19 protein-coding genes and 1 tRNA gene are annotated in these 21,439 nt (G+C 70.2%); 15 read left to right on the forward strand and 5 right to left on the reverse strand.

What is annotated here, in order from left to right:
- Positions 1–60: 60 nt before the first annotated feature.
- Complete coding sequence (gene ricT / locus AB0K34_RS14985; RefSeq protein ID WP_301174927.1) at positions 61–891, forward strand: regulatory iron-sulfur-containing complex subunit RicT; 831 nt, start codon at positions 61–63, stop codon at positions 889–891.
- Here ricT and nhaA read toward each other — a convergent pair.
- Entirely contained in the window at positions 880–2,769 is a 1,890-nt protein-coding gene (gene nhaA / locus AB0K34_RS14990) for a Na+/H+ antiporter NhaA (protein WP_364548815.1), read from the reverse strand. The genes ricT and nhaA overlap by 12 nt on opposite strands.
- A 222-nt stretch (positions 2,770–2,991) precedes the next feature.
- Here nhaA and AB0K34_RS14995 point away from each other — a divergent pair, with 222 nt between their 5' ends.
- Both AB0K34_RS14995 and AB0K34_RS15000 read left to right on the forward strand, forming a co-directional pair.
- A complete protein-coding gene (locus AB0K34_RS14995; RefSeq protein WP_364548817.1) occupies positions 2,992–3,657 on the forward strand; it encodes a S1 family peptidase in 666 nt (221 codons plus the stop codon).
- A gap of 59 nt (positions 3,658–3,716) precedes the next feature.
- Positions 3,717–4,538: a GNAT family N-acetyltransferase gene (locus AB0K34_RS15000; protein WP_364548820.1), complete on the forward strand. Its 822-nt coding sequence runs from the start codon at positions 3,717–3,719 to the stop codon at positions 4,536–4,538.
- A gap of 42 nt (positions 4,539–4,580) precedes the next feature.
- On the opposite strand, the gene AB0K34_RS15005 is transcribed toward AB0K34_RS15000, so the two are convergent.
- Both AB0K34_RS15005 and AB0K34_RS15010 read right to left on the reverse strand, forming a co-directional pair.
- Positions 4,581–5,654, reverse strand: a complete 1,074-nt coding sequence (locus AB0K34_RS15005) for an acyl-CoA desaturase (RefSeq protein ID WP_364548823.1) — start codon at positions 5,652–5,654, stop codon at positions 4,581–4,583.
- Between the two features lie 18 nt (positions 5,655–5,672).
- A complete protein-coding gene (locus tag AB0K34_RS15010) occupies positions 5,673–6,752 on the reverse strand; it encodes a ferredoxin reductase (protein WP_364548826.1) in 1,080 nt (359 codons plus the stop codon).
- A 262-nt stretch (positions 6,753–7,014) separates the two neighbouring features.
- On the opposite strand from AB0K34_RS15010, the gene AB0K34_RS15015 reads away from it, so the two are divergent.
- The 7 genes from AB0K34_RS15015 (at position 7,015) to AB0K34_RS15045 (ending at position 13,830) form a co-directional block, all read left to right on the forward strand.
- Complete coding sequence (locus AB0K34_RS15015; RefSeq protein WP_364548829.1) at positions 7,015–8,205, forward strand: HlyD family efflux transporter periplasmic adaptor subunit; 1,191 nt, start codon at positions 7,015–7,017, stop codon at positions 8,203–8,205.
- The gene (locus AB0K34_RS15020; RefSeq protein ID WP_138640455.1) at positions 8,202–8,954 is read left to right on the forward strand and encodes an ABC transporter ATP-binding protein; all 753 of its coding nucleotides are present in this window, start codon (positions 8,202–8,204) and stop codon (positions 8,952–8,954) included. The genes AB0K34_RS15015 and AB0K34_RS15020 overlap by 4 nt, the downstream gene beginning before the upstream one ends.
- Complete coding sequence (locus AB0K34_RS15025) at positions 8,951–10,222, forward strand: ABC transporter permease (RefSeq protein ID WP_364548832.1); 1,272 nt, start codon at positions 8,951–8,953, stop codon at positions 10,220–10,222. The genes AB0K34_RS15020 and AB0K34_RS15025 overlap by 4 nt, the downstream gene beginning before the upstream one ends.
- A gap of 16 nt (positions 10,223–10,238) precedes the next feature.
- The gene (locus AB0K34_RS15030; RefSeq protein WP_364548835.1) at positions 10,239–10,808 is read left to right on the forward strand and encodes a hypothetical protein; all 570 of its coding nucleotides are present in this window, start codon (positions 10,239–10,241) and stop codon (positions 10,806–10,808) included.
- Positions 10,809–11,390: 582 nt separating this feature from the next.
- Positions 11,391–12,908: an alpha/beta hydrolase gene (locus AB0K34_RS15035; RefSeq protein WP_364548838.1), complete on the forward strand. Its 1,518-nt coding sequence runs from the start codon at positions 11,391–11,393 to the stop codon at positions 12,906–12,908.
- Positions 12,909–12,971: 63 nt separating this feature from the next.
- Positions 12,972–13,047: transfer RNA gene (locus tag AB0K34_RS15040), tRNA-Thr, on the forward strand.
- 594 nt (positions 13,048–13,641) lie between these two features.
- A complete protein-coding gene (locus AB0K34_RS15045; protein ID WP_364548841.1) occupies positions 13,642–13,830 on the forward strand; it encodes a hypothetical protein in 189 nt (62 codons plus the stop codon).
- 11 nt (positions 13,831–13,841) lie between these two features.
- On the opposite strand, the gene AB0K34_RS15050 is transcribed toward AB0K34_RS15045, so the two are convergent.
- Positions 13,842–14,744, reverse strand: coding sequence for a LysR family transcriptional regulator (locus AB0K34_RS15050; protein ID WP_364548844.1), 903 nt, complete (start codon positions 14,742–14,744; stop codon positions 13,842–13,844).
- A gap of 188 nt (positions 14,745–14,932) precedes the next feature.
- On the opposite strand from AB0K34_RS15050, the gene AB0K34_RS15055 reads away from it, so the two are divergent.
- Together AB0K34_RS15055 and AB0K34_RS15060 are read left to right on the forward strand one after the other, a co-directional pair.
- Positions 14,933–15,238 (forward strand): DUF1330 domain-containing protein, encoded by a 306-nt coding sequence (locus tag AB0K34_RS15055; protein WP_138640450.1) that lies wholly within the window; start codon positions 14,933–14,935, stop codon positions 15,236–15,238.
- 190 nt (positions 15,239–15,428) lie between these two features.
- Positions 15,429–15,971: an SMI1/KNR4 family protein gene (locus AB0K34_RS15060; RefSeq protein ID WP_364548847.1), complete on the forward strand. Its 543-nt coding sequence runs from the start codon at positions 15,429–15,431 to the stop codon at positions 15,969–15,971.
- A 159-nt stretch (positions 15,972–16,130) separates the two neighbouring features.
- On the opposite strand, the gene AB0K34_RS15065 is transcribed toward AB0K34_RS15060, so the two are convergent.
- Positions 16,131–18,518 carry a tetratricopeptide repeat protein gene (locus tag AB0K34_RS15065; protein WP_364548849.1) on the reverse strand — a complete coding sequence of 796 codons (2,388 nt, stop codon included), beginning with the start codon at positions 18,516–18,518 and terminating at the stop codon, positions 16,131–16,133.
- A gap of 275 nt (positions 18,519–18,793) precedes the next feature.
- Here AB0K34_RS15065 and AB0K34_RS15070 point away from each other — a divergent pair, with 275 nt between their 5' ends.
- The 3 genes from AB0K34_RS15070 to AB0K34_RS15080 all read left to right on the forward strand — a co-directional run bounded on the left by AB0K34_RS15070 (position 18,794) and on the right by AB0K34_RS15080 (position 21,375).
- On the forward strand, positions 18,794–19,855 hold the full coding sequence (locus tag AB0K34_RS15070; protein WP_364548852.1) for a hypothetical protein: 1,062 nt from the start codon (positions 18,794–18,796) through the stop codon (positions 19,853–19,855).
- Between the two features lie 228 nt (positions 19,856–20,083).
- On the forward strand, positions 20,084–21,001 hold the full coding sequence (locus AB0K34_RS15075; protein WP_364548855.1) for an aminoglycoside phosphotransferase family protein: 918 nt from the start codon (positions 20,084–20,086) through the stop codon (positions 20,999–21,001).
- A 131-nt stretch (positions 21,002–21,132) separates the two neighbouring features.
- On the forward strand, positions 21,133–21,375 hold the full coding sequence (locus AB0K34_RS15080; RefSeq protein ID WP_364548858.1) for a hypothetical protein: 243 nt from the start codon (positions 21,133–21,135) through the stop codon (positions 21,373–21,375).
- Positions 21,376–21,439: the final 64 nt, after the last annotated feature.

Consider the following 21,439-nt stretch of genomic DNA (forward strand, 5'->3'; position numbering starts at 1 on the left):
ACGCGCCCGGACGGCTAACGTGGAGCAACGGAACCGGGCGAACGGAGCGAAACCGTGGGCATGGTGATGGCCGTCAGCTTCACCCGTTACGGCCGCCTGTACTACCTCGACCCGGGTCCGCACACCCCGAAGGTCGGCGACAAGGTGCTCGTCCCGACCGACTCGGGCCCGGAGGTCGCCGAGTGCGTGTGGGCGCCCCAGTGGGTGTCCGACGACATCGACGGCCTGCCCGAGTGCGCGGGCCCCGCCACCGAGGAGCACCTCGCCCGCGACGAGACCAACCGCCGCCGCCGCGCCGAGGGCCGCTCGATCGCCAAGCGCCTCATCCGCAAGCACGAGCTGCCGATGAAGGTCATCGGCGTCGACTTCCTCGACCACGACAACGTCTTCAAGATCTACTTCACCGCGCCGCACCGCGTCGACTTCCGCGCCCTCGTCCGCGACCTGGCCCGCGGCATCAAGGCCCGCGTCGAGCTCCGCCAAGTCGGCCCCCGCGACGAGGCCCGCCTCCAGGGCGGCATCGGCCCCTGCGGCCGCGACCTGTGCTGCGCCACCTTCCTCAAGGACTTCGAACCCGTCTCCGTCCGCATGGCGAAGGAGCAGGACCTCCCGGTCAACCCGCTCCGCATAGCCGGTGCCTGCGGCCGCCTCATGTGCTGCCTCAAGTACGAGCACCCGCTCTACATGGAGTTCAAGGAGAAGGCGCCGCGGCTGGGGTCGCGCGTCAGTACTCCCGAGGGCGAGGGGCAGGTCATCGGATACAACGTTCCCGGCGACCGTGTGACGGTGAAGGTGGGCTCGCGGCGGTGCTCCTGCCCGTCCGCGTCGGTGTGCTCGCCGCGCCAGCAGCACGACGCCATGTACAACCCCGACGAGGGGTCAGGAGCGTAGGGCGATGGCCTTGCGGGCCGTCTTGACGGCCGCGGAGAGGGCCGTGATGTCGTAGGCGCCGGTGTGGCGGCGGCCGTTGACGAAGAACGTCGGGGTGCCGGAGACGCCGCTCAGGTCGGCGGAGTCGACGTCCTCGGCGATGCGGTCGGTGCCCACGTTCGCGCGCAGGTCGGCGCGGAACCGGTCGACGTCGAGGCCCAGTTCGGCGGCGTAGCGGACGAGGTCCTTCGGCTGAAGCGCGTCCTGGCGGTCGAGGAGCAGGTCGTGCATCTCCCAGAACGCGCCCTGCTCGGCCGCCGCCTCCGCAGCCTGCGCCGCGAGCTGCGCCCGCGGGTGGACGTCGGTGAGCGGCAGGTGCCGCCACACGTACCGGACGTCCCCGTAGTCGGCGAGCAGCTCCCGGATGACGTCCTCGGCCTGCCCGCAGTACGGGCATTCGAAGTCGCCGTACTCGACCACGGTGACCGGGGCGCGGGCCGGGCCCCGGATGTGGTCGCGCTCGGAGTCGACGGGCGCGGCCAGGTCGATGATCGTCTCCGCCGTGCCGAGCAGGGCCCGCAGCCGCCAGGCCGGCGGCAGCAGCCACGTCGCGCGGACGACGGCCCAGGTGAGGACCGTGGCGACCAGCGCGGCGGACAGGATGCCGATCTTCGCCTCCTCCAGCCGCGGCCCGGTGAAGGTGAGCGCCGCGATCAGCAGCGCCACGGTGAACCCGACGCCGGCGACGGTGCCGCCGCCGCCGACCGCCGCCCAGCCGACCGGCGGCCGCAGCCGGCCCCGGCTGAGCCGCGTGACCAGCCAGGAGAAGCCGACGATGCCGACCGGCTTCCCGGCGACGTAGCCGACCAGGACGCCCAGCGTGACCGGGGACGTGAACGCGCGGCCGAGGAAGTCGCCGCTGATGGAGATCCCCGCGTTGGCCAGCGCGAACAGCGGAACGATCACGTAGCTCGTCCACGGGTGGATCAGCAGCTGCAGGCGGTCGTTCGGCGAGATCGCCGCCGCCACGTTCGTCTGCGCCGACCGCGCGTACTCCGGCGTCGGCTGCTCCCGGAACAGCCGGAAGACCTCCGACGCGCGCTCCAGGTCGCTGCGCGCGGCCGGATGTGCGTACGTCAGCAGGCCCATGGCCAGCCCGATGACCACCGGCTCCACCCCGGACGACTCCAGCGCCGCCCACGCGCCGACGCCCAGCAGCACGTACACGCCGAACTGCCGGACGCCGGCGGCGCGGATCGCGACGATGACCGCGAACACGCCGAGCGCCGCCAGCAGCGCCGGGGCGTGCACGTCCTCGCTGTAGTAGATCCCGATGACCGCGAGCGCGACGACGTCGTCCACCACGGTCGCCGTCAGCAGGTAGGCGCGCAGCCGGGCCGGGAAGCGCCGCCCGACCAGCGCCAGCACGCCGAGCGCGAACGCCGTGTCGGTCGACATCGCGATGCCCCAGCCGTGCGCGGTCGGCTGCCCCGCGTTGAACGCCAGGTAGATCGCGATCGGCGCCATCATGCCGCCGAGCCCGGCGGCCAGCGGCAGCGCGAGCCGCCGCCGGTCGCGCAGCTCGCCGACGTCGAACTCGCGGCGCGCCTCCAGCCCGACGACGAAGAAGAACACCGTCATCAGGCCGCCGTTGACCCAGTCGCGCAGGTCCTGCGAGATGCCGGTGCCGCCGAAGGTGACGGACGCCTCCGTGTCCCACAGCCGCTCGTACGATCCGGCGTCCGCGTTCGCCCAGATGAGCGCGGCGAGCGTCGCGGCCAGCAGCACCGTCGCGCCGCCGGTCTCGGTGCGCAGGAACTGCCGCAGGGGGGTGCGCAGGCTGCGCGCCCAGGCGGTCCGCCCGGCGAACGGCCCGGACTCGTCCCGACTTTCGGTCATCCTGGAAGTCTCACCCGCCCCGGTTCCCGTCCGTCCCATGGAACGGTCTGGAGAACCCCCGCAGGGTCGCGGTCATTCCAAGACCGCCCTCCCACCTGGGGTGATCGTGATTCTGATATACGGCCCCCGCGAACCTTGGCACCTTCGTCCCCTTGCCGTCGCGGCCCGTCCTACGCACTATTCCGGGGAGTCGCCATCCTGGGCTCCCACAGGAGGTACGTGATGCGCCGCATCTTCACGCTGGCCGTGGTCGCCGCCGTTCTGGGCGTCCTCGCACCCGCCGCACCCGCCGCCCACGCCGCACCTGCCGCCGCGCCGAGCGGGGAAGGCGGGCAGGCGGTCTACGGGGCCAACGGCGTCCGCTGCACGCTCGGCTTCAACGTCCGCCAGAACGGCACCTACTACTTCCTCACGGCGGGCGGCTGCGCGCAGGTCGGGCTGATCCTGTACGCCGACCCGGCGCTGACCACGGAACTCGGGACCGTCGTCGCGGTCAGCAATATCGCCGTCGCGCTCGTCCGGTACGTCGAGCCGCAGGTGGAGCGGCCGGGCAGCGTGCGCCTCTACCCCGGCTCCCAGGACATCACGTCCGCGGGCAGCCCGGTCGTCGGCCAGCGCGTGTGCCGCAGCGGCCCCACCACCGGCGTCCGGTGCGGCAGCGTGACGGCGATCAACGTCACCGTCCGCTTCCCCGAGGGGACGATCACCGGCCTGGCCAGGACGACCCTCTGCACCGAGCCCGGCGACACCCCGGGCGCACCGTACTTCTCGGGCACCACCGCGGTCGGCCTGGGCATCGGCGGCATCGGTGACTGCGCCAGCGGCGGCACGTCCTTCTTCCAGCCGATCAGCCCGATCCTCTCCGCCTACGGCGTCTCCGTGTACTGAAGCCCATGACGCCGGTAAATCGGTTGTGGGGGCCGCTCGGGCCGATCTAGCGTCCGCCCATGGACGGGACTGTGCGGTTGCTAGGGATCGATGAGCTCGGGGCCTGCCAGCGGCTCGCGGCCGATCGCGAGTGGGGGCCGGAGGACCGCAAGTGGCGGTTCCTGTTCTCGGTGGGGGACGTCTACGGGATCGACGACGGCGAGGGAGGGCTCGCCGGGACGGTGGTGTCGACTCCCTACGGCAAGGACGTCGCGGCCATCAGCATGGTGCTGGTCGCCAAGCGTTTCGAGCGGCGCGGCCTGGGCGGGCGGCTGATGCGCCACGCGATGGAGAACTCGGGCACGGCGAGCCTGTGCCTGACTGCCACGGAGTACGGGCGTCCTCTATATGAGCGTCTTGGGTTCCGTTCTGTGGGCCTGTGCACGACGTACAAGGGCGAGTGGGGAGGGACGTCCGGGCAGGGCATGTCCGTCCCACTGGAGGCGGACGACCTGCCCGGTGTGCACCAGCTCGACACCGAGGTGTTCGGTGCCGACCGGTCGCAGTTGGTCGAGGGCCTGCCGGAGTTCTGCGCGACACTGCGGATCGTCCGGGACGAGACCGGTGTGGTCGGCTACGGCGGCGCGTGGTGGAACGACGACCAGGCCGTCGTCGGCCCCGTCATCGCGCAGGACGCCGGAACCGCGCTCGCGCTGGTGGAGGAGGTCGCTCCCAAGGGTCCGATACGGCTCGACATCGACCACCGGCACCCGGAACTGATCGCGTGGGCGGAGGACCACGGCCTCCGCCCCGCGTTCACCACCACGGTCATGGAGTACGGCGCCCCGATCGCGAACGACCCGTCCCGCCTCCACCTGCCGGTCGCCCAAGCCCTGGGCTGACGCCCGGACTCCGTCCCCGGCCTTGTTCAGACCTGGCCGTGTTCAGACCTTGGCCGGGGCGGGCCGCCCGCCGGGGAGGGCGTAGCGGAAGATCTTCTTCCAGGTGCTCGTGACCTGCTTCGACAGCGAGCCCGTGTGGTACGGCAGGTCGTACTTCTCGCACAGGGCGCGGATGCGCGGGGCGACCTCGGCGTAGCGGTTGCTCGGCATGTCGGGGAACAGGTGGTGCTCGATCTGGTGGCTGAGGTTCCCGGTCATCAGGTGGAACAGCGGCCCGCCGGTGATGTTGGCCGAGCCGCACAGCTGCCGGACGTACCACTCGCCCTTCGTCTCGCCGTCGAGGCGCTCCTCCTCGAAGACGTCGACGTCGCCGGGGAAGTGCCCGCAGAAGATGATCATGTGGGCCCAGACGTTGCGGGTGACGTTGGCGGTGAGGTTCGCGGCCAGCGTGGAGAGGAACTGCGGGCCGCTGAGCAGCGGGAACGCCAGGTAGTCCTTGCCCCACTGGCGGGCGATCTTGCGGCCGATCTGGCGCAGCTTCTCCCGGGTGGCCGCCGGGTCGGCCGTCCCCGCCCGGATCTTGTCGATCTCCAGGTCGTGCACCGCCACCCCGTACTCGAAGAACATCGCGAGCAGCAGGTTGTAGAGGGGCTGCGGGAGGTGCGCCGGGCTCCACCGCTGCTCGGGCGCGACGCGCAGGATGCCGTAGCCGACGTCGTTGTCCTTGCCGAGGACGTTCGTGAACGTGTGGTGGACGAAGTTGTGCGAGTGCTTCCACTGCTCGGCGGGCGAGACGTTGTCCCACTCCCAGCTCGTCGAGTGGATCTTCGGGTCGCGCATCCAGTCCCACTGGCCGTGCATGACGTTGTGCCCGATCTCCATGTTCTCCAGGATCTTCGCGACGGCGAGCGTCGCGGTCCCGGCGACCCAGGCGGGCGGCAGCGAGGACGCCAGCAGCAGCGCCCGCCCGGTGATCTCCAGGCCGCGCTGCCAGCGGATCACCCGGTGGACGTAGGACGCGTCGCGCTCGCCCAGCGCCGCCATGACCTCCTCGCGGAGGGCGTCCAGTTCGGCGGCGATCGTGTCGTAGTCCGCGGTCGTCAGATGGTCGGTCATGGTGGGTCCCCCAGAGCCTCAGAGGTCGATTTCCACGGGGCCGGCGGCGGCCGAGACGCAGGTCTGGACGATCTCGCCCTCCTCGCCGTGCACCCGGCCGGTGCGCAGGTCGCGGACCTTGCCGGAGCGCAGCGCGCCGACGCAGCCGTGGCAGATGCCCATCCGGCAGCCGCTCGGCAGCAGCGCGCCCGCGTCCTCGCCGGCGACCAGGAGCGGCGTGCTCCCGTCGGCGTCCGCCTCGACGCCGCTCCTGGTGAACGTGACGCGCCCGCCTTCACCGCCGCTTTGCAGAACGGTCCGGAAGCGTTCGACGCGGAGCCGGTCGGCGATCCCGGCGGCGTCCCAGTGCGCGGCGAGATCGTCCAGCATCGCGCCGGGCCCGCAGGCCCAGGTGTCGCGTTCCGCCCAGTCGGGGCAGACGTCCGGTAGCTCGGACGGTTTGAGCCTGCCCTCGGCGGACGTGTGCCGCTCGTGCAGGCTTATGCCGGTCATCGCGCGGAGTTCGGCGCCGAAGATGACGTCCCCGGCCGTCCGGTCGGAGTGCAGGACGACGATGTCGGCGCCGTCTCCGGCGTGGGCGCGGAGCATGGCCATGACCGGGGTGATCCCGCTGCCGGCCGTGATGAAGAGCAGCTTGCGGGGGAGCGGCGAGGGCAGCACGAACTCGCCGTCCGCCGGGGCCAGGTGGACGAGCGCGCCGGGCCGGATCTCGTTGACGAGGTGCGCGGAGACGAACCCGTCGCGGGCGGCCTTGACGGTGACGGTGATCCGCCCGTCCGGCCGGGGCGGGGACGACAGCGAGAACGTCCGCCAGTGCCGGACGCCGCCGATGTCCGCGCCGATCCTGACCCACTGGCCCGGCCGGTGCCCCCGCCACGCCCGGCCGGGCCTGATCACGAGCGTCGCGGCGGACGGCGCCTCGTGGCGGACGGCGTCGACGCGCCCGCGCAGGTCGGTGGCCGACCACAGCGGGTTGACCAGGCCGAGGTAGTCCTCGGGCAGGAGCGGGGTCGTGAGGACCCGGGCCGCCTCCGCGACCCGTCGCCGTCTGCGTGTGCCCGCCTTGGTGTCCGGGCGTGACCGCGCCGCACTGATCACCTTGCCTCCCTGCCGACCGGTAACTTACGTTCGCGTAACCTACGGTCGCGTAGGGAGGTGTGACCTTTCAAGGCGTCCAGCGCCAAAGCGACAGGCATCACACCATCGCAGGATGTTCCATTCGTTGGTGTAAAGACAGATGACAAAGACGGCGGCGGAGGTTGTCGCCGCCCGCCAACGCCGCGGACCCCCGGCGCCTCTCTCATCCGTTTCTCACTCACGGCTCACGAGAGCCACATGCGGGCCCAAGAGCATCACCTCCATGAATCGGCCGTTTCAGCGCCGGACGCTGCTCGTCAACGGCGCGCTCGGCGTGCTGCTCGTCGCGGGCGCCGGCACCGCATACCTCACGCTCGGCGACGGGGGTGACGGAGCCGCCGCGTCCACCCGGGTCTCGCGCGTGGCGCGGGGGACCGTGGAGTCGTCGGTGTCGGCGTCCGGCTCCGTGGCGAGCGCCCGGAGCCGCGCCCTGTCGTTCGGCGCGTCCGGCACGGTCGCCAAGATCTACGTCAAGGCGGGCGAGAAGGTCTCGGGAGGCGAGGTCCTCGCCCGCCTGGACCAGACCGAGGCGCTGGAGAACGTCAACGCCGCCAAGGCGAACCTGGCCGTCGCCGCCCAGGGTGACACGTCGTCGGAGAAGGGCTACGCCGGCTACGTCCAGGCGAAGAACGCCTACAACTCCGCTTTGCGCGCCTATGAGGGCACTGTCTTGAAGGCCCCGTTCGCCGGGACGGTCACCGCCGTCAACGGGACGGTCGGCGGCAGCTCCAGCGGCTCCGGCTCCACCTCGGGCACTGGGGCGAGCTCCGGCGGGGGATCTTCGCCGGGGGGTTCGTCCACGTCCTCGTCCACGTCCTCGTCCACGTCCTCGTCGTCGTCCTCCTCTGGGTCGGGCTTCATCGAGATCGCCGACACCAAGCACCTGCAGATCGAGGGCAATTTCACCGAGGCGGACACGACCAAGCTCAAGGTCGGCCAGGCCGCGACCATCTCGTTCGACGCGCTGACCGGCACGACCGCCACCGGCAAGATCACCGCGATCGGGGTGTCGCCGACGACCACCGACAACGTGGTGAAGTTCCCCGCCACGATCTCGCTGGGGGACGTCCCGTCCGGGGTCCGGCTCGGCCAGACCGCGACCGTCGAGATCACCGTGGCCAAGGCGGAGGACGTCCTCTACGTCCCGAGCGCGGCGGTCAGGACGGCCGGCGGGCAGAGCACCGTGACGGTCGTCCGCGACGGCGTGCAGAGCACCCTTACGGTAGAGACCGGCGTCAAGGGCGACCAGGGCACCGAGATCAAATCCGGCCTGGAGGAGGGCGACCAGGTCGTCGTCACGTCCTCTACGAGCGGCTCCGGGACGTCCGGCACCACCGGACGCCAGGGGTTCCCGGGCGGCGGCGGGCCCGGAATGGGCGGCGGGGGCGGTCCCGGCGGGGGAGGCCGCCGATGACGCCCGCGGCCCCCGTGCTCGACCTCCGCGACGTGACGAAGGTGTACGGGACGGGCGAAACGGCCGTCCACGCGCTGCAAGGCGTCTCGCTGACCGTGGAACGCGGCGACTACGTGGCGGTCATGGGCGCGTCCGGCTCCGGCAAGTCCACGCTGATGAACATCATCGGCTGCCTGGACACGCCGAGCGGCGGCCGCTACCTCCTCGACGGCCGGGACGTCGCCGGGCTGGACGAGCGGAGCCTCGCGATCCTGCGCAACCGCCGCATCGGGTTCATCTTCCAGTCCTTCAACCTCATCCCGCGGATGACCGCGCAGGCCAACGTCGAACTCCCGCTCGCCTACGGCGGCGTCAAGGGCCCCGACCGGCGGCGGCGCGCCCTCGCCGCGCTCCGCGAGGTCGGGCTCGCCGACCGGACCCGGCACGAGCCGAACGCGCTGTCCGGCGGCCAGCAGCAGCGCGTGGCCGTCGCCCGCGCCCTCGTCACCGCGCCCGCGCTGCTGCTCGCCGACGAGCCGACCGGCGCGCTCGACAGCGCCTCCACCGCCGACGTCCTCGGCGTCTTCGACCGGCTCGCGCTCGCCGGCCGCACCATCATCGTGATCACCCACGAGGACGACGTCGCCGCGCACGCCAAACGCGTCGTCCGCCTCGTGGACGGCCGGATCGTCGAGGACGCGCGCCGCGCCCCCGTCACCGGGCCGCCGCCCGGCGCCGCCTGGACGACGCCTGCGGGAGGCGCGCGTTGAGCGTCCTCGACATCCTGCGGTTCGCCGTGCGCGGACTGTCGGCCAACAAGCTGCGCAGTTCCCTCACCACGCTGGGCATCCTGATCGGCGTCGCCGCGGTGATCCTGCTCGTCGCGGTCGGGAACGGCTCGTCCGAGCAGATCAAGAAGAGCATCCAGCGGCTCGGCGCCGATTCGCTGACCGTCAGCCCGTCCACGACCGGCCGCGGCGGCGGTTTCGGCGGCCCGGGCGGCTTCGGCGGTTTCGGCGGCGGTCCCGGCCAGAGCACCGACACCGGCCCCCGCACCCAGGCCCACGACCTCACCACGGCCGACGCGAAGGCCCTCGCCAAGGCGACGTCGGTGAAGAGCGCGTCCCCGGTCGTGACCAGCCAGTCGGTCACCGCCGGTTACGAGGGGACGAGCGTGACCATCGGCCAGTTCGTCGGCACCACCCCGACCTACTTCGGCGCCGCGAACAAGACCGTCGCGTCCGGCGCACTGTTCACCGACGGGGACGTGACCGCCGCGCGCAAGACCGTCGTGCTCGGCAGCACGGTCGCGTCCGACCTGTTCGGACGGGTGGACCCGCTCGGCAAGAAGATCGACGTCGGCGGGATCCGGTTCACGGTCACCGGAGTCCTCAAGGCGACGGGCTCGTCCTCGTCCTCCTTCTCCGACCCCGACAGCATCGCCGTTGCGCCGCTGCCCGCCGTCCAGGAGACCCTCACCGGCTACGGCGGCCTCGACCAGATCATCGTCCAGGCCACGGGCAGCGAGGCCGTCGACGCAGCCCAGGCCGAGATCACGACACTCCTCGCCCAGCGGCACGACACCGCCTCCGGCACCGCAGACTTCACCGTGTCGAGCCAGGCCAGCGTCCAGACGGCGGTCAGCGAGTCGAGCCGCACGTTCACCGTCCTGCTCGGCGCCGTCGCCGCGATCAGCCTGCTCGTCGGCGGCATCGGCATCACCAACATCATGCTGGTCACCGTCACCGAGCGGACCCGCGAGATCGGCATCCGCAAGGCCATCGGCGCGCCGCGCGGCGCCATCCTCGGCCAGTTCGTCGCGGAGGCCACCGTCCTCAGCCTGCTCGGCGGCCTCCTCGGCGTCCTCGCCGGCGTTGTCGGCAGCCGCTTCACGATCGCGGGCGTCGACCCCGTCCTGGTGCCGTCGTCGATCGTCCTCGCCCTGGGCGTCTCCGTCGCGATCGGCCTGTTCTTCGGCGGCTACCCCGCCTCCCGCGCCGCCCGGCTCCGTCCCATCGAGGCGCTCCGCCATGACTGACGACCGAAGGAGAACCGTGAGCCCCGAACCGCCCGGCAAGCGCGTTGCCGGCCCGCGCGCACCCTCGGAGGACGCGGAACTGCTGTCCAGCTCCCCGTTCGCCGACGACCTCGACGCCACGCTGGCGGCACGCCCGCAGCGCCGCTCCCTGCCCGGACCGACGCTCTACCTCGCCGCCGGGATCATCCTGGTCGCGGGCTTCCTGGGCGGCGTCCAGGCGCAGAAGTGGTCATCGGACGGCTCCGAGCGTCCGGCCGGAGGCTTCACCGCCGGACGCCCCCAAGGCGGCTACGGCGGCATGCCCGGGGCGCAGCCGCCCGGCAACGCCCCGGGCCCCGGAGGCTTCGCAGGGAGCGGCGACACCACGACAGGCACGGTCGTGAAGGTCACCGGCAACACGCTCTACCTGCGCACGACGTCCGGCCAGACGGTGAAGGTCGCGACCAGCGAGGAGACCAGGGTCCGCATCACCAAGGACGGCGACCTGAAGAACGTCGCCTCGGGCGCGAACGTCACCGTCCGGGGGACCAAGGCCGCGGACGGCACGCTCACCGCGACCACCGTGAACCAGGGCGCGGGCCGCTGACCCGAGGACCGAGGAGACTCATGAGACCGACCTACGCTCTGGGCGCTCTGGGCGCCGCCTTGCTGCTGTTCACCGCCGCTTGCGGAGGCGGCGCGTCGGACAAGCCCGGCGCCGCCGACCCAATGGCCTCGTTCCGCGCCTGCCTGGAGCAACAGGGCGTCAACCTCCCAGAAGGAGGCCGCCCGACCGGGGCACCGACCACCCGCCCAAGCAACGCACCGTCCACCCGTCCAACCCGATCGGCCGAGGAACAGAAGGCCATGCAGGCATGCGCATCCCTGGCCCCGCAACGTCCCGGCGATGGCCGAGGAGGAGCCCCCGGCGACGGCCGAGGAGGACGACCACCCGTCAGCGGCCCAGAGGGACCGCCCGGCGGAGGCCCGGGTTAGAAACGTCCGGTCGGCCGCTCGGCCCAAACGACCGCCCGGACGCGCCGTGCCCGACCCCGCGGGGCATGGCGCACGGACGGGGCCCGCGCCGCGCCACGCGGGCCCCGTCTCGGCCCTATGGTGGCCCTTTGCCGCCGCGCCGACGTAGCGTAGGCGGCGGCGTACGTGCCGCTATGACGAGACGGGGACCAGGGTGCAGGCAGCGAGGTTCATCAGTGCGGCCACCGTGCTGGTACTGGCGATGGCCACCGGATGCAGCAGTAGCAGCAGCGACGCCGACGGCGAGAAGAAGACGGTGCCGGCCAGCGTCCCTGCGGACCTCAAGTCCTTCTACGGCCAGAAACCGTCCTGGAAGTCCTGCGACAACGGCTTCGAGTGCGCGACCGTCCAGGTGCCGCTGAACTACTCCGACCCGACCGGCGCGGAGATCGGCATCTCCGTGATCCGGCTCCCGGCCGAGGACAAATCAAAACGGATCGGCTCGCTCCTCACCAACCCGGGCGGGCCGGGCGGTTCCGGGGTCGACTTCGTCCGCCAGGCCGCCCGCACGTTCGGGGACGACCTGCGCCGCCGCTTCGACATCGTCGGCTTCGACCCCCGCGGCGTCGCCGCCAGCGACCCCGTCCGCTGCAACACGGGCCCCGAACTCGACAAGTTCTTCGCCACCGACGCGTCCCCGGACGACCAGCAGGAGACGAACGCCCTCGGCGTCCAGAGCGAGGAGTTCGCCCAGCGCTGCAGGACCAAGGACGCCTCGAAACTGCCCTACGTCGGCACCGCCAACGCAGCCCGCGACATGGACGTCCTCCGCGCCGCCCTCGGTGACGAGAAGCTCACCTACTACGGCGCCTCGTACGGCACCTACCTGGGAGCCTTCTACGCCGAGCAGTTCCCGAAGAACGTCCGCGCCCTCGTCCTGGACGGCGCCGTCGATCCCCAGCTCTCCTCGACCGACCTCCTGATCGAGCAGGCCAAGGGCTTCGAGACGGCCCTCCGCGCCTTCGCCGACAACTGCGTCCAGTCCGGCAACTGCCCGCTCGGCACCACCCCCGACGCCGTCATCGCGAAGATCGAGTCCTTCCTCGCCGCCACCGACAAGAAGCCGCTCAGCAACACCCGCGACTCCCGCAAGGTCACCGAGTCCCTGGCCGTGATGGGCATCGCCAGGGCGCTCTACGTCAAGGAGTACTGGCCCGTCCTCCGCCAGGCGCTCGTCCAGGCGCTGAGCGGCGACGGCACCGTCCTCCTGGCCCTCGCGGACGAGATGGTCGAACGCAAGCCCAACGGCACCTACAGCAACCAGACCGACGCCAACATGGCCGTCAACTGCATAGACAAGCCCAACCCGTCCAACCTCGCCGCCTACAAGAAGGCCGCCGACGAGGCCCAGAAGGTCGCCCCCCGCTTCGGCCCCTTCGTCGTCTGGGGCGGCCTCCCCTGCGTCTACTGGCCCTTCCAGACCAACCAGCAGCCGAAACCCATCACCGCCAAGGGCGCGGCCCCCATCGTCGTCATCGGAACCGTCCGCGACCCCGCCACGCCCTACAAGTGGGCCCAGAACCTCTCCAGCCAGCTCTCCAGCGGCGTCCTCCTCACCTTCAACGGCGACGGCCACACCGCCTACCTCCAGGGCAACCCCTGCATCACCAAGGCCACCGACAACTACCTGATCACCGCCGACCCGCCCAAGTCCGGAACCACCTGCGGCTGAAACCCGTGCACACCCACCCCCCGACACCCGGTAGACTTCATCCCGCCGTGCCCCGCACGGCACGCCGCCTTAGCTCAGTCGGCAGAGCGATTCACTCGTAATGAATAGGTCATCGGTTCGATTCCGATAGGCGGCTCCACCCCAAAGCCCTCTTGCGGTCACCGCAAGAGGGCTTTGCTGACACAGCGCCCCCGCCATTTCGTCCATGGCGAAACGCCGTAAGGCCGCCCCCACGCGGCGGCTCGCCCCTCGCCCGTCCAGCCGCCGATGTGTTCCCGGTCCCGGACTCCTTCGGCACCCCGTCGCCGTCTTCGTCCGGTTTGCCTGACCCCTCGTCCTCTACCTCGTCCCCGTGGGTGGTCTGGGAGCCTCCCACCCGCCCCTGCCGCTGCCGGCGCTGTCCAGAACGGCCAGGAAGACCAGGACCAGGGCGAGAACGCTTACGAGGTAGCAGGAAGCCAACGCACCCCAGCTGCCAACTCTGCGACCTCGCCGGTTCTGACACCCTCACCCGACACGAGGTATCCCGCTGGGAACGCGGACTACGCATCCCCGACGCCTCAAGACCCGACTCGCCAACGCTTGGCACGGCCGAGCCGTCGCCAACGCCAGCGGTAACCCTGTCCTGGTCCTGGTCGGCGGCTACGCAGGATCCGGCAAGACCGAGTTCGCCCGCTTCCTCTCCGACCTCTCAGGCTGGGCATTCCTCGACAAAGACGCCCTCACCCGCCGCATGACCGAACGCCTGCTGATCTCCCTCGGCGCCGACCAGCACGACCGCCACACCGACCTCTACCGCGCCGAGGCGGAGCAGGCGGGGCGGAGTCGGGCATTCAGCAAGACCGCCGTCGTCATCATCATCGCGAAGTCCGCCGGGCGCGAGGTGCTCGGCCTCGCCACCGCAGGCGTCCGTCTCGCCTGACCTCCTGAGCGTCAGTCCGGCAGCCAGTTCAGCTCGTGCGCCAGGGTTTTGGCGACGGTACGGATGCGGCGGTGCAGCGGCGACTGTTCGCGTGGGAGGACCAGGTGGATCGTCAGGGTGGGCGCGCCCCGCAGCGGTCGCCAGGTGAGACCGGCCGGTTGTGCTGTGACCGCGGCTTCTCCGGCCGGGGCGAGGGTGACCCCGTCGAGCAGGTCGCGCTGAGACATGTCGAAAGAGACTGCGGGCGTGTGGAATCGGGGGTGTGGTCGGGTGTCTTGGAACAGTGCGGACAGCTGATCGTGGACCACGGGGTTGGCCGCACGGTCGGCGAGTCGCAGGGGATACGCGGCCGCGTCGGCGATCTCGATCTCCGGGTGTTCGGCCAGCGGATGGTGCTGCGCCAGTTGAACCCCGATGCGCTCACGCCGCAGCAGGAACCGGCGCACGCCGCGGCCAGGCTGTTCACCGCGGGTGATCCCGGCATCGATGCGGCCGTCGGCCACCGCGGGGGAGATCTCCGGTGTCGCCATCGGGACCGCGCCGACATCGAGTCCGCTGTTGCCGCGAATCAGCCTGTCCACCAGGGCCGGTGCCGTCTCGGCCCCGGTGCTGAGGCTGTATCCGATGCGCAGCGTGCCCAGTTCACCGGCCGCCGCGCTCCGGGCGGTGTCCCAGGCCCGGTCCAGCGCCGCCAGCGCGGGCGGCGCGGACTCCGCCAAAGCCGCACCGGCTGTGGTCAATACGACGCTACGCGTGTTGCGGACCAGCAGGGCCGTGCCGAGCTCCGCCTCCAATCGGCGCATCCGGGCGCTGAGTGCGGGCTGTGCAATACCAATCCGAGCGGCCGCGCGGGTGAAGTTCAACTCCTGCGCCAGCACCAGGAAGTACCGCAGGCTCACCGTATCCGGCGCCACGTGCCCTCCCGGTCGATTGATAACGATCCGTTCTGAGTCTATCTCGTACCGGTCTTTCCCTCGACCGCACATCAAGTCCTAACCTGCGCATATGACGATTCAGCCGACCGCAGTACCGGTCGCCGGGATCGATCGATCTGGGTGTCAATTCGAAGTCGGACGTGTCCGGCCGAACACTGGAGGTTTCCATGGCTAAGGGCTACTGGGTCAGTGTCTACCCCGCCATTTCCGACCCTGAGAGGCTGGCTGCCTACGACAAGCTGGCCGGTCCGGCCGTCCAGGCTGGGGGCGGGCGCAACCTGGCCCTCCTCCCGTCCCGTGGCGGTCGAGTCGTCGCCCACGAGGCCGGAATCACGCAACGCGTCGTTCTGATCGAGTTCGACAGCTTTGAACAGGCCGTCGCGGCATACGAGAGCGAGGCATACCAGAAGGCGCTGGTCGCCCTCCCCGACGGCGTCGAGCGCGACTTCCGCATCGTCGAAGGCATCGACTGACCAGCGGCACCGCATCGGCGGCCGTGCGGACTCGCCCACCGTGCCGGGTGTGGGCGTGCGGGAGGGGGCCGACGCTGGTCAGGAGGGATGTGAGGACGCTCCTGGGCGGACTTGATCTCGTTGCACAGCAGGGGGCGGAGGTCTGAAGCCCTCTGACTGCCAGGTGTGAGAGGTGGTTTAGCATTTCAAAATGACGGAGGCCCCCGAAGATCTGACGCTGCCCATCGCCCTGGCCGAAGTGGCCGAGGTGGGCTTCGAGTGGGAATGGGACGAAGAAACCGACGAGGCCCACGGCTGTGATTTCGAGCCGTACGAACGGTTCGAGGCGCCGGCGGAGACCGCGTGGTGGTTTCGCCTGTGGACCGGCAACGAAGAGGTCGATGGCAGCGAGTTCCGCTTCTTCGGCGCCACCGGGACCGGCGACTATGTCGGTTTCTGGCTTGCTCGGCCCGGTGCGCCCATCGTCGAGCAGCCTGTCGTCTACCTCGGTTCCGAGGGCGAGTGCGGCGTGATAGCCCGCGACCTCGGCGACCTGCTTTGGTTGTTCGCGGCCGGCTCGGGGCCGCATGAGGCGATCACGGATCCAGGTCGTAAAACGGAGCCGAACGAGGTCTTTCGCGCGATCGCGGAGCAGCACGCGCCGGGTGGGCGCCGTTCCGCGGCGGAGATCGTGGCGGCGGCGGGAGAGGAGTTCCCGAACTTCACGGACCTGATCGACGCGATGTGCCGGTGAGTAGAGGTCCGCACTGGGGGCGCGCCCAGATGTGCCGGACGCTCGCCCGTCCCGGCACCTCCACCAGCCGCGCGAGCTGCCCCGCATGCACCCACCGGACCCCGGCCACGTCCGGAAGCCCGAGTTTGGCGGCTATGTCAGCGGGTGGTCGCGGTTGGGTCAGGTTTGGCCTAGCTGTTGGCGGATGGCGTCTGCCTCCTGTTTCACGGCTTCCGCGTCGGTATGGCGGTTAAGCCTCTTCAGCGTGTTGCCGAGGTTGCTCAGGGATTGGGCGAGGCCGGGGCGGTAGCGGTCAGGGTTGGCGGTCGCCAACCGTCGGCGGATGGCGACCGCCTCTTGCTCTACAGTCAGCTCCTCGGCGAGACGGTCCAGTTTCCACAGTGTGAGGCCGAGGTTGTGGAGCGATAGGGCGAGGTCGGGGCGGTAGCGCTCTGGGTTGGCTTCTGCCAGCTGTCGGCGGATGGAGACCGCCTCTTGCTCTACAGCCAGCTCTTCGGTGAAGCGTTGTAGCTTCCACAGTGTGTTGCCGAGTTCGTGCAGCGATACGGCGAGGTCAGGGCGGTAACGGTCTGGTTCGGCCTCCGCCAACCGCCGGTAGAGGGCGATCGCCTCCTGCCTCACGGGGACCGCCTCGGCATGGCGGTCCAGTTTCCCCATGGTGAAGCTGAGGTTTTGGAGCGAAAGGGCAAGGTTGGCGCGGTAGCGGTCTGGGTCGGCTTCGGCCAACTGCCGGCGGATGGCGACCGCCTCTTGTTCCACGGGCAGCTCTTCGGCGTAGCGCTGTAGTTTCCACAGCGTGTTACCTAGCTCGTGGAGCGATTGAGCGAGGTTGGGAAGGTAGCGGTCTGGGTCGGCTTCGGCCAACTGCCGGTAGAGGTCGACCGCTTGCTGCTGCATGGGTGCGGCCTCGGCATGGCGGTCCAGCCTCTTCAGAGTGAAGCTGAGGTTGCGCAGAGTCTGGGCAAGGCTGGGGCGGTAGCGGCCTGGGTCGGCCTCCGCCAACTCCCGGCGGATGGCGACCGCCTCTTGCTCTACAGTCAGCTCCTCGGCGAGACGGTCCAGTTTCCACAGTGTGAGGCCGAGGTTGTGGAGCGATAGGGCGAGGTCGGGGCGGTAGGGCTCAGGGTTGGCTTCTGCCAGCTGTCGGCGGATGGAGACCGCCTCTTGCTCTACAGCCAGCTCTTCGGTGAAGCGCTGAAGTTTCCACAGTGTGTTGCCGAGCTCGTGCAGCGATACGGCGAGATCGGGGCGATAGCGGCTGGGTTCGGCCTCGGCGAGTTCCCGGTAGATGGCGATCGCCTGCTGCTGCATGGGCACTGCCTCGGCATGGCGGTCCAGTTTCCCCAAGGTGAAGCCGAGGTTGTGCAGCGCCAGGGCGAGGCTGGGGCGGTAGCGGCCGGGGTTGGCTTCGGCCAACCGCCGGTAGAGGGCGACCGTCTCCTGCCTGACGGTTGCCGCCTCGGCATGGCGGTTCAGCTTCTTCAGGGCGTTGCCGAGCTGCCTCAGAGATCGGGCGAGGTCGGGACGGTAGCGGCCAGGGTCGGCCTCGGCCAGCTCCCGGTACTTGGCGACCTCTGCATGCTCGGGCAGATCCTTGGCAGCACGGGCCGACTGGGACCGTCCTTTGTCTTCTGGGGAGGATATGGGGCCACGGAGAAGCGTCACGTCGTCCGTAAAGCTGCGGGTGGGCGCGGATTTCTGGTCAGCAGATCGGCGGGACTGGGCACCGGGCTCGGTGACGGTGGTGAGCAGATCACGGACCTGTGCGACGGATAGCCGGTCGGCGGGGTTTTTGCGCAGCAGTCCGTTCAGGACTTGCGCGAGCGGCCCGCCGCATTGGGGCGGTACGGGGTCCTGGGTGGCGATGGCGACGAACAGTGCCCCGAACGTGGGAGCGGCGAACGGCGGGCGGCCTTCCACCGCCGCGTACAAGGTCGCGGCGAGTGACCACAGGTCCGAGGCGGGAGTGACGGCCTGGCCGGCCACCTGCTCGGGGGACATGTAGGTGGGAGTGCCCAGCGCGGCGCCAGGGCGGGTGAGGGTGGCATCGCCCTCCACCGCGGCGATGCCGAAGTCGGTGAGGACGATCCGATCGCCCTCCAGCAGCACGTTGGCCGGTTTGACGTCGCGGTGCACGATCCGGTGCGCGTGGGCGGCCGACAGCGCCTCCAGCACCGCCAACCCGATCACGGCGACCTGCTGCTTGGGGAGGATCTGCCGTTCGGCCAGCAGGTGATCCAAGGACTGCCCCCGGATCAGCTCCATCACGATCCACGGACGGCCGTCCTCGCCCATCACCCGGTCGTAGACAGTGACGATCCCCGGATGCCTCAGCCGGGCGGCGGCCCGGGCCTCCCGCCCCATCCGCGCGTACCACACGCGCCGTTCCTGCTCGGTGACCTGCTCGGGAACCCGCAGTTCCTTGATGGCCACCTCGCGTTCCAAATCGGTGTCATAAGCGCGCCACACCGCGCCCATCCCGCCCTGCCCGATCGGCCCGAGTTTCCGGTACCGGCCCGCCAGCACACCCTCGCTATCCCAACCCACGATCGGAAGATACCGTCGTCATCGCGAACGCCCTGCCTCTTAGGACGCTCAGGACCGGCCCGACCGCCTGCTTCAGCTCCGTGACCAGGTCTTCAACCGCCTGCCGGGCTCTGGGTACTTCCTGCGGTTAGCAAGACCGTCGAGAGCCCTCGGCAGCCGCCCCGCCAATCGAACGACCGGACCACCACCGCCGGCCAGGCTCGTCTGAGCGTCGCGGCTGAGGTTCTTTCCAGTGAACACTGGCATCTTTTTGGTGCAGACCGCATGATGGCGGGATGAGATCATTCCGCGCCCGGTTGGCCGCTGTGGCTGTTGCGGTCGTTGCGTTGGCTCCTGTGTCCGCCGTCCATGCCGAGACCCAGCCCGCCGCGCTGAGGGACGTCCCGCTGCCGTTCCTGTGGCCCAGGGCAGGGGTGCACAGCGTTGCCGCCGTTTCTGACACCGAGGCATGGGTTGCCGGACGGCAGGGGCAGGTCGGTGACAGCGTCGGCAACCCGGTGGTGCGCCGTCGGATGGGCTCGCAGTGGAAGGAGTACCCGCTCAACGGCTGGTCCGGGAACGGGGGTATTTCGGAGGTCGTCGCGTACGGCGGGGAAGTCTGGGCCTGGGGCGTCCAGGGCGGGGAAAAGGTCTATCTGGCGCGGTTCGACGGCAGAGCGTTCCAGCCCGTCGCCCTGCCGGCCGATGCAACATACGCGTACGACACCCGTCTGTGGGCCGGCCCGGCCGGGGTGTGGCTTCAGATCACCGTGCGCGGCCCGAGCGAGCACCATTTCCTGCGCGCGCTGTACCGCCGCGTGGGCGATGTGTGGCAGGCCGACCCCGGTGCCAGTTCGTTGCCGGAAGGGCTGGCGGACTTCCAAGCGCGCAGCGCCACCGAGGCATGGGCCGGTGGCTGCCGCTACAACGCCGCCGTCCAAAGCCAGGAATCGGTTGCCCTGCGCTGGAATGGCGCTGCCTGGATGACGCTGCCCCCGCTCCCCACGCAGTATTGCGTCGCCAGTGTTGCGCCCGCTGCCGACGGGACGGTCTGGGCGCTCACCTGGGACACCCTGTACCGCTGGAACGGCCAGACGTGGACTGCGGCCCCCGCCGGTGCCTTTGACGGCTACGGCAAGAAGGTCCGGCTGGACGAGGATGGCAATCCGCTCGTGGTCCTTAGTCGCGCCTTCCTGTACGGCCCCGCGCCGCTGCTGCGATACGCGGGCGGTGCCTGGCAGACGTTCACCACTCCGATTGAGGCGTGGGCGCACGACGTCTCCGTCGCGCCGAGTGGACAGATCTGGGTGGCCGGCAACACGCAGATCAATTCGCCTCTCGTGCTTACGTCTCCCTGATGATTGGGTTCTGGTCGAGTTAGTGCGCTTGGCAGAGTACTGAATGACCGTCTGCGGGTCGTCGTGAGTAAGTAGCGCTGTGTCGCAATGTGCGCTGCCTGGACGATCCCGGGCGGTGATCTTGTTCGGGTAGGGTGAGTTCATGCGTTGACGCCTGCCCGATGCTCGGGCACCTCCGTTGTCTCCTTCGTTCATCGCTCTGGCTCTCATATGACGAAGGAGATTTCCGTGACCAGGTCGATTCATGTTCCGGACGCGTTCGCCGCGTCCTATGGTGCGCACGGCGCTGAGGAGCGTGCGTGGGTCGCCGAGCTGCCGCGACTGGGCGGTGAGTTCCTGGAGCGCTGGGACCTGCGGCTCGATGGTCCGTCCGCCTACGGCATGGCTTCATTGGTCCTGCCGGTGGTCCGATCGGACGGCACTCCGGCTGCGCTGAAGCTCCAGCAGCTTCGGGACGAGACCGCCGGTACTGCCGTTGGGCTTCGGGCATGGAACGGCGACGGGGTCGTGCGCCTGCTCGACCATGACGACGCGAGCGCCACGCAACTGCTGGAACGGCTGGACGCGGCCCGTCCCCTGTCCACGGTGGCCGACGACGTCGCGGCGGTGCAGATCCTGGCCGAACTGATGGCGCGGCTGACCTCGGTGCCCGCTCCGAAGGGCCTGCGGCGGCTGGCCGACGTCGCTTCGGCGATGCTCGACCAGGTGCCGCGTGCGGTGCCGCTACTGAGCGACCCCGACGAACGGCGGCTGGTGCGCACGTGCGCGGGGGCCATGGCCGAGCTGGTCGGTGAGCCCGGCGACCGGCTGCTGCACTGGGACCTGCATTACGACAACGTCCTCGCCGGAGAGCGGGAACCATGGCTGGCGATCGACCCGGAACCGCTCGCGGGCGATCCGGGGTTCGAGCTGCTGCCCGCCCTGGACAACCGGTGGGACGAGGTGGAGGCCACCGGCAATGTGGCTCGGGCGGTCCTCCGGCGCTTCGACCTGCTGACCGAGGTCCTCGAACTCGACCGCCGCCGAGCGACCGGCTGGACGCTCGGCCGCGTCCTGCAGAACGCCCTGTGGGACATCGAGGACGGTAAGACGGCGCTGGAACCCGCCCAGGTCGCCATTGCCACGGCCCTGCTGAACCACCGGTAGAGCGTTAAGCGCCAATGGCGTTGTTCAGGCAGGGGCTGCTCCGCGTCCGACTCGGAGTTGAGCGCGTTGGCCGGGGAAATGGGCGAGTCCCCGGCCGGCGTCGCCATGATCGAAGGTGGGATAATGAAGGAATGGCCGCTCCGGTGCTCGCCTCCTCGGAAGACATTCACGGCTACCTCGTTGAGAGGCTCAATTTCGCCTTGCGCAGGCCCGAAGTGCTGGGCGGAGAGTTGGGCATCCGCATGGTGCTCGACCATCTGTTGTTCCTAGAGCGGCAGCCGGACGGGCTTCTTGAGGAACAGCACCGGCTGGCAGAACGCGGGGCGTGGACGTCACGCGGAGTGAGCCTTTTTCATCCTCGGGTGACCTCGTAGTTCTGTAGGACAGCGATGGCCTTGACCAGGTGGCCGGCCTTGCAGGGACTGCAGCGGAGCTTGC

It is taken from the genome of Actinomadura sp. NPDC049382 (assembly GCF_040677125.1).
Lineage (GTDB): Bacteria > Actinomycetota > Actinomycetes > Streptosporangiales > Streptosporangiaceae > Spirillospora > Spirillospora geliboluensis.